The following is an 11091-nucleotide window of genomic DNA, read 5'->3' as shown; positions in this document are numbered from 1 at the left end:
AATAAAACTTCTGTATAGTTTTCAGAGAATAACTCTGAAGAATCTGGTGACGACAGCTATAGGGATCCACCTGTTCCCATACCGAACACAGTAGTTAAGCCTATAAACGCCGAAAGTACTTGGGTGGAAACGCCCTGGGAGGATAGGTAGTTGCCGGTTAAGATGGAAAGCACTCACATTTGTGAGTGCTTTTTTGTTATATAAAATTTAAAAAAATAAATCTTTTGAAAAACAATTATAAATACTATTCTTTTTTAAGGAATTATTGTGGTTACGAGGTGAGACCAATTAGAAAACGTTTATCAGTTAGTGAAATGGCCGAAATTCATAATATTTCAAGACAAACCTTAATTTATTACGATAAAATAGGACTATTTAAGCCTGAAAAAGTTGATGAAAATGGATATAGATATTACAGTCCATTTCAAATTCCTTTCTTAAGAGAAATTTGTTTTTTGAAATCAGTTGGTATCAAGCTGGAAGATATAAAAAAACATATAGAGAATAGAAATTTGACGACGGCCATTTCTTTACTAGACTATCATCAAAATTTTATAAATAAAGAAATAGAAAATTTGTTATCAATTCAAGCATCGATTCAAAATAGGTTAACGACCTATTCAAGTGTCAATCATTATAAAGAAGAATTATATAGACCTGTAATAGAAGAATTCCCTGAAAGGAAAGCAGCATTTTTTCCAATAAAAAATAAAATAACTAGACAAGAGCTGCATTTAGCGTTAATGAGGGGCTGGAATATTCTTATGAAACAAGGAATGATTCCCTCAACTGGTTTTGGTACGATTATTATGGCAGATCGTCTAGAGCAAAAAGATATTTTTGCTGGTGCGGGCGCTGGAATATTTATATCTTTACCGACAATCGATACGGATATTGAGCATATCATTACTTTGCCGGCAGGGAAATACGCTTGCATGTATAAGTATGGAATGCCTTATAATATAAAGTTCTTGCATCGGCTTTTAGGGTGGATTGCTGAGAACCATTATAAAATTACGGGAAATGTAGCTGATATTTGTATCTTGGATAATACCTTTTACGATCAGGACAATTATATGGAACTTTGTCAATTGCAAATTCCTGTAGAAAAAATATAGATGAATTTTTATGATTGACTGTATAGCGGGTATACAGTCTAAAATATTTTATAAGGTTAGTTAAATTACATAAAAGCTGCAATGAGGAGGTTTCTTAAGTAGCCTGGTAGCCTGGCAAGGGGAATCAATGTAGTTTTGCTGTGAATTGCATAAGATCACGCAAAGAATTTAGTGAATCAGTTTATTTGATAAGACGTCAATTTAGTCGAGTATATCATTTTAGAAGGGCATTATGAAGTATGGAAGATAAAATAAAAACAGTTAAGAATAAAAGAATCGTAATCGGCATGAGCGGAGCGAGTGGAGCTATATTAGGAATTGAAATGTTGAAGATTCTGCGCGAAAAAGCAGAATGGGAAACGCATCTAGTTATTACGCATGGTGCCGAGTTAACGATTGAGCAAGAAACAAAGTACACATGGAATGAAGTAAGAAATTTAGCTGATAAAGTTTATGATATAAAAAATATTGGTGCCAGCATTGCAAGTGGTTCGTTTAAAACAGAAGGTATGGTAATCGTTCCTTGTAGTATGAAAACGGTTGCTGGTGTAGCTTGTGGATATTCTGATAACCTGCTTCTAAGAGCTGCCGATGTGACGATTAAAGAAAAAAGAACATTGGTGATCGTTCCTAGAGAGTGTCCTTTAAGTACAATTCACTTAAGAAATATGTTGGCTCTGTCCGAGCTCGGTACAAATATTATTCCGCCCATGGTGACCTATTATAATGCTCCTGTCAGTTTAGCTGATATGAATCGGCATATTATTGCTAAAGTTCTCGATAAATTTGGCATTGAAGTGGCAGGTTTTAAGAGATGGGGAGAGGTGGATTTGTAAGTTGGCAGGAGACGTTAAGGGAGATATGGTACAACCTATAACTGTAGAGAGCGGCAGAATAAAGATAACTTTGCAAGCAGTTCCTGTAGGTAACGATCTATGCGTAATTCTTTACGGCGGCGACGCTCCTCATATCGGTTGCGTAACCTTAAGCGTTCCGCGACCAGGTTTGAAAGATAAAACAGCTACCAGTGCTACAACATCGGTGCTAAATGTAATAGGCCATAAAGATGATGAGGCTGCACGCTATGTATCATGCGTACTTGCGTCTAAATTAAATAAAAATGTGGTTGTTACATGTGGTATTCACGTTGAGGATATAACAGATGAAGAGATCAGAATCACAATTGAGCTTTTGAAGGATTTAACTAACAAACTCATACAACAGATGGTATAAATGTTGTATTTAAATATTGCAATTTATAGTTGAATAAAAGGCTAAAGGAGAGATGCAATTTGGCTTATAAAGATTTAAGAGGTTTTTTAGAAATTCTTGAAAAAGAAGGTCAATTATTAAGGGTAAAAGAGCCAGTAATGCCGGAACCGGATCTAAGTGCGATAGGAAGAGCGGCACCTGATCTAGAAAATGGACCGGCTGTTCTTGTCGAAAAGGTAAAAGGTTATACAAATAGTGTAGTACTAAACGTACATGGTTCATGGCAAAATCATGCGCTTATGTTAGGAATGCCAAAAGATACTCCGTTAAAGGATCAGTTCTTCGAATTGGATAAGAAATGGTCAGATTTTCCCGTTAAGCCAACTTGGGTAGATGATGCTCCGGTAAAAGAAGTTAAGCTTACAGAAGATATTAATCTTTTTGATTTAATACCCCTGTTTCGGGTGAATAAATACGATGGTGGGTTTTATTTATCTAAAGCTTTAATTGTTTCTCGTGATCCAGACGATCCGGATAACTATAACACGCAAAATGCAGGTACTTATCGAATTCAGATAAAGGGCAAAGATTTACTTGGTATTCAGCCGGTGCCTTTTCATGATATTGGTATTCATATTCGAAATGCTGAAGAAAGAAATGAGCCATTGCCGATAGCGATTTGTCTTGGCAATGATCCTGTACTGAATTTCATGTCAAGTACACCAATTGCATATGATGAATCCGAGTATGATTTTGCTGGAGCTTTAAAAGGTGAACCTATTCAACTGACCAAGAGTGAAAAAGGAAATCTGGATGTTCCGGCAAGGAGTGAAATTATTCTTGAAGGGTATATTTTACCACGCAAAAGAAGAATAGAGGGACCTTTTGGGGAGTTCCCAGGAAGTTATTCCGGAGCCAGGTTACAGCCAGAGGTTAAAATTCATACGATTACACATAGAAAAAATCCTATTTTTGAAAATCTGTATTTAGGAATGCCTTGGACAGAAGTGGATTATTTGGTAGCACTCAATACGAGTTTATCGCTATATCGGCAACTAAAACGAGATTTTCCTGAAGTTGTTGCTGTAAACGCGATGTATACGCATGGAATTGGTGTGATTATATCAACTAAGTCAAGATTTGGTGGCTATGGCAAAGCTGTTGCTATGCGATTGTTATCTACGCCTCACGGAATGCCTTATTCCAAAATCGTTATAGTAGTGGATGAATTTGTAGATCCGTTCAATTTAGAACGGGTAATGTGGGCCTTGACTACGCGGGTGCGTCCTGACAAAGATGTAGTGATGATTCCTTATGCACCGGGGATGCCTTTAGATCCTTCTTCTGAACCCGCAGGCATGCATACCAAACTTATCATTGATGCAACAACACCGGTTGCTCCAGATACAGCTAGAGATACTGAACTATTAGAACATCCTGAAAAAGCTGATTTCTGGCAAACTTATTTGCAAAATTTGCGTCAGAATGTAAAGGGGGAAAAATAATGATTTGTCCGAGATGTGATTCTAAAACTGTAGAGCTTTTGACAAAGGCACCTGTTGATGATGCTTGGGAAGTATATATTTGTGAAACTTGTTGTTTTTCTTGGAGATCTACTGAAGATGAAGAAATTACGAATCCAGAAAAATATGATAAAAGATTCAAGATTGATCCAACTCAAATTTCAACACTTGCACAGTTGCCGCCAATTCCTGAATTACGTAAAAACAGCAAAGTTTAATTAATATAAGCAGGTCGGTCATTCAACGAATGATCGACCAAGTTAATTGTAGAAAATATTTACATTTAACTTTTTAGTGATATAATTAAGGCAGGTTGATATGTTGTATATACAACATATCAACCTGCCTTAATTATATTTGAATTTGAGGGAATGGATTTTATGAAAAAAGTAGATAAATCTTCACCAATACCATTGTATTACCAGTTGAAGACAATTTTAATTGAGCTAATTGAAAATGAGGAACTTAAACCTGGAGATCTAATGCCAACTGAAAGAGAATTATGTGAGGTACATGAAGTTAGCCGTATGACGGTAAATAAAACAATTACGAGCTTAGTCAATGAAGGCGTGGTATACCGTGAGAGAGGTAAAGGAACCTTTGTAGCACAAACGAAAGAAAAACATCATTTAACTAGTTTATTAAGTTTTACAGAAGATATGCAAAAAAAGGGAATGGACGTAGATTCAAAAATCATTGCATTTCAACGTGAAACTGCGACTAAGAAATTGGAAAAAGAGTTACAACTTCCTAACAGCAATACAGAGGTTTTTAAAATAATGCGATTACGCTGTTGCGGAGGTGAACCATATGCCTTAGAAACTGTATATATCTCTGCCTATTTGTGTAATGAATTGGATGCACCAATGTTAGAAAATAATTCTTTATATGGTGTACTTGATAAAGTTTTTTCTCGTAAGGTCGAGTATGCTTATCAGACAATTGAACCCATCCTGTTATCTGAGTATGAAAGTGAGGTGCTGCAAGTAGAGTGTAATTCTCTAGCACTTTTATTTGCTAGAAAAACTTATTTGAAAAATGATGTACCGATTGAAGTGACAAAGGCAATCTATCGCAGTGATCGATATAAATTTGAAATCGAATTGCATCGTTAAAGTTGTAGTGCTATTGGTGTAGAGATGAAAATGACAAAAGGGACATTGTGTGCCGCGGAAAACAATACGAAGCTTGCTATTATCATGATAAAGAAAAAATTGCACAAAAATGATTGATAAAGCATGAAGGCTTTTTAGATAAGGCATTATAGGAGGACATAAAATTGCGTATTATTGTGACAGAATCTTATGAAGAAATGAGTACTGCTGCTGCCAGAATCGTTGCTGGGCAATTGTATTTAAAACCCAATAGTGTATTAGGTTTAGCTACCGGAAGTACACCTCTTTTGATGTATCAAAAGCTTGTTCAGGTGCATGAACAAATTGGTTTGGATTTTTCAGAGGCGATCAGTTTCAATTTGGATGAATATTTGGGATTAGAACCAGAAAATCCACAAAGTTATCATTATTTTATGCACGAAAATTTCTTTGATAAGATTAACATTAAGCCAGAAAATATTTTTATTCCAAACGGAAAACCAGATAATTTGGATGAAGAATGCAAACATTATGACAAGCTTATTGAGTCAAAGGGTGGTATTGACCTGCAAATATTGGGAGTCGGACAAAATGCTCATATCGGATTTAATGAGCCGGATGTTAAATTTGAAGCGACGACACATAAGGTAAAACTAGATGAGGAAACCATTGAGGCAAATGCAAGATTTTTTTCCGACCGTGAAGATGTACCGAGGTATGCAATCAGTATGGGAATTAAGACAATTATGCTTGCTAAAAAAGTGATTTTATTGGCAAATGGGAAAAATAAAGCGGAGGCAATTTATAAGGCAATCTATGGCGGTGTTCGACCTGATGCTCCCGCATCTATTCTGCAATTGCATCAAGATGTGCTTATCATTGTCGATAAAGAAGCCGCAGCGTTATTACCTGAAAAAACTTCCGCTAAATAAAGTCGTATCAGCAGTGGCTTTGAAGCTGGAATTTATAAAATCGTTTTTATGATATTAAACTACCAATGTATCTACATTATGATAAGGGAATGGGCGGCAACAAAAATTTGTCATGGAGTCATTCCTTTATTTGTATGGTAAAATGATGTGAGCGAGGTGAGCGCGATGAAGGCAATTATAAATGGCAAGATTATTTTAAAAGATACAATTTTAACCGATCAGGTTATTTTATATGATGAAACTATCGAACAAATCATACCCAAAGCTATTTTTCAAGCCAAGGATGGAGATATCATTTTGGATGCGCAGGGAAAATATGTTGCAGCGGGCTTCATTAATCTTCATATTCATGGATGCAGCGGTTTCGATACAATGGATGATACGCCTGAAGCATTGGCCGTTATTCGGCAAGGTATGGTAGAGTCCGGTGTTACTTCGTTTTTACCGACGACAATGACATATGATTTTCCGACGATTTATCGTAGTTTTGAGCAGATCCGGGCAGCAATGAAGATCGAGGGCGGTGCTCAGATTATCGGCTGTCATGTCGAAGGGCCTTTTATTAGTGAAGAATATAAAGGGGCGCAGAGTCCAAAGCACATTATTGCGCCAGATTTTTCGTGGTTAGAACCCTATCAGGATATTATAAAAATAGTGACGATCGCTCCAGAGGTGATGCGTAGTCATGACTTTATAGAAGAATGTAAAAAACGTAATATCGTGGTTTCAATAGGTCATAGTTCAGCAAGCTATGATGAAGCTATGCAGGCTATTTCTGCTGGTGCTGCCCAGATTACACATCTTTTTAACGGAATGCAGCAATTTCATCATCGTAAACCGAGTGTTGTTGGTGCGGCACTTGACACTGACGTGAATTGTGAGCTCATTGCTGATAATGTACATGTTCATCCGGCAATGCAGCGACTTGTTTATAAAATAAAAGGGAGTGACCATCTGATTTTAGTTACGGATTCTATGCGTGCTTGTATGTTGCCAGATGGTGAATCTGAACTGGGTGGACAAGTGGTCATCGTTAAAGATCAAGTAGCAAAGCTTCGTGATGGTACGATTGCGGGGAGTGTACTTACGATGAATGAAGCGATTCGCAAGTTTCAATACAATACGGGAGCTCCTTTGCCCGAAGTCATTAAACTCGTAACCGTAAATCCAGCTAAGGAGTTAGGTATTTACGATCTTAAAGGAAGTATTGAAAGTGGTAAACAAGCCGATCTTGTTTTGTTTGATGACACAATCGAAATATTTACAACAATAGTAAAAGGGAAGAAAGTCTATCAAAGAAGACCAAGCTAGAATAGTAATGAATAGGTAAAGAAGAAAGTGAGTGTAAAGCATGTTTGGATTTTTTAATAAGAAGAAGCTAGAAACCTATGCACCGATTACTGGAAAGATTATTGATATCACCGAAGTTTCTGATCAAGTCTTTTCCACTAAGATGATGGGCGATGGATTTGCGATTGAACCAGAAACGGATGTTGTAGTTGCTCCTTGTGACGGAACTGTGACATTAGTGGCAGCAACAAAACATGCTGTAGCTATAGAAAGCCAAGGCGTTCAGATTCTAATTCATATTGGACTCGATACGGTAGACCTCCAAGGTCAAGGCTTTACGGCACATGTTAAGGAAAATGATGTAGTGAAAAAAGGAACTCCGTTGATTACCTTTGATCGAGATTATATTGTAGCGCAAGAAAAACCGCTTACGACGATGATGGTTATTACAAATATGGATGAAAAGGTCAAAACAATCGAAAAAAACTTGGCAGACGGTATGGGGCCTATACTTGCCATTGAGGTAAAATAATGGCACAGGAACGAGAGTTAGCGCAACAAATAATGAATGCCGTTGGAGGAAAAGAGAATATTGCCAGTGCTACGCACTGTATGACTAGACTAAGGCTGACAGTCAGTTCTCGGGAAAAGGTTGATATCGATAAGCTCAAACAAATCTCTGGAGTTTTGGGAGCTTTGGAACAAGCAGGGCAACTTCAAATTATTCTCGGACCAGGTGTAGTAAATAAGGTAGCTGCAGAGTTTAGCGAGTTGACTAATCTAGCGATGGGCGAAGTCAATGATCTTAAAGCCGCATATAAGGATAAAAACCGCACGCCTTTCAAATTGTTTTTACAGAAATTATCTAGTATTTTTGTACCGCTGATGCCAGCTATTGTTGGTTCTGGTATGGTCGCTGGTATAACGAATGTGGCAATTCGCTGTGGTGCTGATCCTCAGGGGGCATTGATTTCCATACTAAATGTAATTGGATGGGGTATTTTTTCCTATCTAGGCGTTTTTGTCGGTATAAATGCAGCAAAGGAATTTGGTGGGTCGCCTGCTATGGGTGGTTTAGCCGGTATTTTGATTATCAATCCGGCGATTGCTACCATAAAAATTAGTGGAATGGCGTTGGTTCCAGGACGTGGCGGTCTCATTGGCGTACTATTGGTGGCTTGGTTTATGAGTATTGTGGAAAAACGGTTGCGTAAATTTGTGCCGACTGCGATTGACATCATCATAACGCCGACCTTAACATTACTTGTTACTGGCTTTGCTACATACTATATCTTGCAACCAATAGGCGGATATCTATCGGATGGAATTATAGGCTTTTTTAAATTCATGATAAGTTCGGGTGCCCCTATTGCTGGTTTTGCTTTAGCCGGAACCTTCTTGCCCGTCGTTATGACCGGACTGCATCAAGGATTAACGCCCATCCACATGGAACTATTAAATACATTGCAGGAAAATCCGCTTTTACCTATATTGGCTATGGCGGGCGGCGGTCAAGTAGGGGCCACGATTGCTGTTTATTTTAAAACCAAAAATAAAAAACTTAAGGAACTAATAAAAGGAGCACTGCCGGTAGGCTTTCTAGGTATAGGTGAACCGCTTATTTTTGGTGTAACTTTGCCGCTGGGGCGTCCTTTCATCACAGCCTGTATAGGGGCCGGATTTGGCGGTGCGTTTCAGGCGTTAATGCAGGTGAAGTCTATCGCATTAGGTGTCTCAGGGCTGTCATTAGCGTTTTTAATTAAGCCCGGTGGCGTTATGTATTATCTGATCGGTATTCTTATTGCTTATGTCGCAGGGTTTGTGATTACTTGGGTTGTAGGCTTTGATGATCCTAAGAATGAAGAATGATAGAGGGAGGTATAAATTGATGGCAATGGAAAAAGGTATATCGGTCTATGTCGGCATGGGTTACAAGGAAAAGGCTATTCAAGAATATTTATTTACTGCGCACCAATATGGTTATTCACGGATCTTTACTTCTTTACATATTCCAGAGGCTGATCGTCAAAAGATTTTGAATGAATTCACGAATATGGTCAAATATGCAAAGCAGTTAGGATTTAGCATAACTGCCGATATTTCTCCAGTTTCATTTGAATTATTAGGGATAACGCCGGGCAATATCGATGATCTATGCAAACTTGGTATTGACACGCTACGTCTGGATTTTGGGTTTAACCTTCACGAAACTGCTAGATTGGTCAAAGAAAGCGAAGTTGATATTGAACTAAACGCCAGCACAATTGACGAGAAAACACTGCATACTATTTTGGGTGAGGGAATTGATACCGCTCGTTTGCGCGCTTGTCACAACTATTATCCTCGTCCGGAAACCGGATTGTCGTACCGCCTTTTTGCCGAGCGGTCACAGCTTTTTCGCAGTTATGGTATACCGGTAGCGGCTTTTATTGCTTCACATAGCAATCCTCGGGGGCCGATCTATGAGGGGGTACCGTCTTTGGAGCAACATCGACATATGAATCCGGTCACTGCCGCAAAACATTTATTTGCCAGTAAACTGGTTGATGCAGTAATTTTCGGTGATCCGTTTGCAGCCCTTGAAGAGCTGTCCGGCGTGGCTGCCTTGGATGAAAGCTGTATTGAACTCGCGGTTGAAATCAAACCTGACATCAGCAGCATGGAAAGAGCGATACTTTTAGGTAGACATACCAATCGTAATGATCCGGGTGAACATGTTATCCGTTCCCAAGAAGCTCGAAGTTTATGTTATGAGACTATTAGGAAACAGTCACCTTTACCCAGGCCTTGTGGTGCGGTCACGATTGATAATGTCGAGTATCTTCGTTACATGGGTGAATTGCAAGTGGTATGTCATGAATTGCCGATTGACGCGAGAATAAATGTAGTGGCTCAAGTAATCAAGGAGGAATTATTTCTGTTGGAGTATATTCAGCCTGGCCGCTCATTTTGCTTTAAGGAGAAATGCGCAACGATAGGACAGGAGGGATTTATAAACCATGGAATGGGTATTAGGGATTGATGGAGGCGGCAGCAAGACCCACGGTTGGGCTGCGGATCGGCATGGGAATATCCTGGCGAAAGTGGAAAGAGGTGCCTCGAACCATCATGTGATTGGTATAGCCAAATTTGGTCAACTGATCAGCGACATGCTGGATGAATTTGCGACCATTGGTTTGGAACGTAGTGATTTACGGTTCATTTCTTTAGGTTTGGCAGGTGTCGACCGACAGCAGGATAAGGTGAGTATTGGCACGACTCTGGATGATTTGGGGTTAAAAGGACGTTATGGCCTCTACAATGATGCGGAGATTGCTTTGGTTGCCGGAGCTGGTACAATGGAAGGTATTGTGGCTATTTCTGGTACAGGTTCTATTGCCTATGGAGTAAATGCACAAGGTGAATGCTTTCGGGCTGGTGGCTGGGGGCATGTAGTCAGCGATGAAGGAAGTGGCTACGACATTGCTCGACAAGCCTTGGTGCGAGGTATTAAAGCAGCAGAGGGTATGGAGCAGCCTACCGTATTGTTAGATAACATCCTGAATTTCTTACAGTTGGTATCCTTTGATGATTTAATTACTTTCATATATGATCCCAAGACAACTAAAAAGCAGGTAGCCGTACTCAGCGAAGTAGTGGTTAACGCCGCAACGAATGGAGACGCGGTGGCTATTGCTATTTTAAAGGATGCAGCGGATGAAATAATAGCTTTGATCGAGGCTGTTGTTGCCAGAGGTTTTGCTGCTGCTCCAAAGATAAAGGTTGTATTATTGGGCAGTATTCTGCGAAAGATCCCCCAGGTAAGAGAGCGAGTTATTGCGAAGCTGCAAGACAAGGTGGATATCAGATGTTCTGAGGTTGAACCTGTAGCAGGTGCGGTAATACTGGCATTGCAAGCATTGAAGTGAATGGATCGTAGGTA

General features: G+C 39.1%; 12 protein-coding genes and 1 other annotated feature (1 of these 13 running past the window's edge). All 12 genes read left to right on the top strand.

Annotated elements, in window-relative coordinates; translation table 11 throughout:
• Positions 1-191: a sequence feature (most likely nonfunctional fraction of RNA operon), on the top strand (it extends 1684 nt beyond the left edge of the window).
• Between the two features lie 87 nt (positions 192-278).
• Positions 279-1118: a MerR family transcriptional regulator gene (locus BN6559_RS09380; protein ID WP_199883893.1), complete on the top strand. Its 840-nt coding sequence runs from the start codon at positions 279-281 to the stop codon at positions 1116-1118.
• 239 nt (positions 1119-1357) lie between these two features.
• Positions 1358-1954 carry a UbiX family flavin prenyltransferase gene (locus BN6559_RS09375; protein WP_110954468.1) on the top strand — a complete coding sequence of 199 codons (597 nt, stop codon included), beginning with the start codon at positions 1358-1360 and terminating at the stop codon, positions 1952-1954.
• Between the two features lies 1 nt (position 1955).
• Entirely contained in the window at positions 1956-2351 is a 396-nt protein-coding gene (lpdD, locus tag BN6559_RS09370; protein ID WP_199883892.1) for a prenylated flavin chaperone LpdD, read from the top strand.
• Positions 2352-2410: 59 nt separating this feature from the next.
• Positions 2411-3835 (top strand): non-oxidative hydroxyarylic acid decarboxylases subunit C, encoded by a 1425-nt coding sequence (locus BN6559_RS09365; protein WP_110954467.1) that lies wholly within the window; start codon positions 2411-2413, stop codon positions 3833-3835.
• Positions 3835-4071 carry a non-oxidative hydroxyarylic acid decarboxylases subunit D gene (locus BN6559_RS09360; RefSeq protein WP_110954466.1) on the top strand — a complete coding sequence of 79 codons (237 nt, stop codon included), beginning with the start codon at positions 3835-3837 and terminating at the stop codon, positions 4069-4071. Before BN6559_RS09365 ends, BN6559_RS09360 begins: the two co-directional genes overlap by 1 nt.
• A gap of 162 nt (positions 4072-4233) precedes the next feature.
• Positions 4234-4968 (top strand): GntR family transcriptional regulator, encoded by a 735-nt coding sequence (locus BN6559_RS09355; RefSeq protein WP_110954465.1) that lies wholly within the window; start codon positions 4234-4236, stop codon positions 4966-4968.
• Between the two features lie 164 nt (positions 4969-5132).
• A complete protein-coding gene (gene nagB, locus BN6559_RS09350) occupies positions 5133-5879 on the top strand; it encodes a glucosamine-6-phosphate deaminase (RefSeq protein WP_110954464.1) in 747 nt (248 codons plus the stop codon).
• Positions 5880-6044: 165 nt separating this feature from the next.
• Complete coding sequence (gene nagA, locus BN6559_RS09345; RefSeq protein ID WP_110954463.1) at positions 6045-7190, top strand: N-acetylglucosamine-6-phosphate deacetylase; 1146 nt, start codon at positions 6045-6047, stop codon at positions 7188-7190.
• 40 nt (positions 7191-7230) lie between these two features.
• Positions 7231-7701 carry a PTS sugar transporter subunit IIA gene (locus tag BN6559_RS09340; protein WP_110954462.1) on the top strand — a complete coding sequence of 157 codons (471 nt, stop codon included), beginning with the start codon at positions 7231-7233 and terminating at the stop codon, positions 7699-7701.
• Entirely contained in the window at positions 7701-9038 is a 1338-nt protein-coding gene (locus BN6559_RS09335) for a PTS transporter subunit EIIC (protein WP_110954461.1), read from the top strand. The genes BN6559_RS09340 and BN6559_RS09335 overlap by 1 nt, the downstream gene beginning before the upstream one ends.
• On the top strand, positions 9028-10191 hold the full coding sequence (locus BN6559_RS09330) for a DUF871 domain-containing protein (RefSeq protein WP_199883891.1): 1164 nt from the start codon (positions 9028-9030) through the stop codon (positions 10189-10191). The genes BN6559_RS09335 and BN6559_RS09330 overlap by 11 nt, the downstream gene beginning before the upstream one ends.
• Positions 10169-11077: an N-acetylglucosamine kinase gene (locus tag BN6559_RS09325; protein ID WP_110954459.1), complete on the top strand. Its 909-nt coding sequence runs from the start codon at positions 10169-10171 to the stop codon at positions 11075-11077. The genes BN6559_RS09330 and BN6559_RS09325 overlap by 23 nt, the downstream gene beginning before the upstream one ends.
• Positions 11078-11091: the final 14 nt, after the last annotated feature.

Origin of the sequence: Massilibacillus massiliensis, assembly GCF_900086705.1 — a bacterium.
In the GTDB taxonomy this organism is placed as follows: domain Bacteria; phylum Bacillota; class Negativicutes; order FLKF01; family FLKF01; genus Massilibacillus; species Massilibacillus massiliensis.
Note: the sequence above shows the minus strand (reverse complement) of the source record. Positions and strands in the feature narration are given on the sequence as shown.

What these genes read in the sequence shown, in the direction of transcription:
- BN6559_RS09375 (WP_110954468.1), top strand. Translation starts at nt 1,358, where the DNA reads ATGGAAGATAAAATAAAAACAGTTAAGAATAAAAGAATCGTAATCGGC.
- BN6559_RS09360 (WP_110954466.1), top strand. Translation starts at nt 3,835, where the DNA reads ATGATTTGTCCGAGATGTGATTCTAAAACTGTAGAGCTTTTGACAAAG.
- BN6559_RS09355 (WP_110954465.1), top strand. Translation starts at nt 4,234, where the DNA reads ATGAAAAAAGTAGATAAATCTTCACCAATACCATTGTATTACCAGTTG.
- nagA (WP_110954463.1), top strand. Translation starts at nt 6,045, where the DNA reads ATGAAGGCAATTATAAATGGCAAGATTATTTTAAAAGATACAATTTTA.
- BN6559_RS09340 (WP_110954462.1), top strand. Translation starts at nt 7,231, where the DNA reads ATGTTTGGATTTTTTAATAAGAAGAAGCTAGAAACCTATGCACCGATT.
- BN6559_RS09335 (WP_110954461.1), top strand. Translation starts at nt 7,701, where the DNA reads ATGGCACAGGAACGAGAGTTAGCGCAACAAATAATGAATGCCGTTGGA.
- BN6559_RS09330 (WP_199883891.1), top strand. Translation starts at nt 9,028, where the DNA reads ATGAAGAATGATAGAGGGAGGTATAAATTGATGGCAATGGAAAAAGGT.
- BN6559_RS09325 (WP_110954459.1), top strand. Translation starts at nt 10,169, where the DNA reads ATGGAATGGGTATTAGGGATTGATGGAGGCGGCAGCAAGACCCACGGT.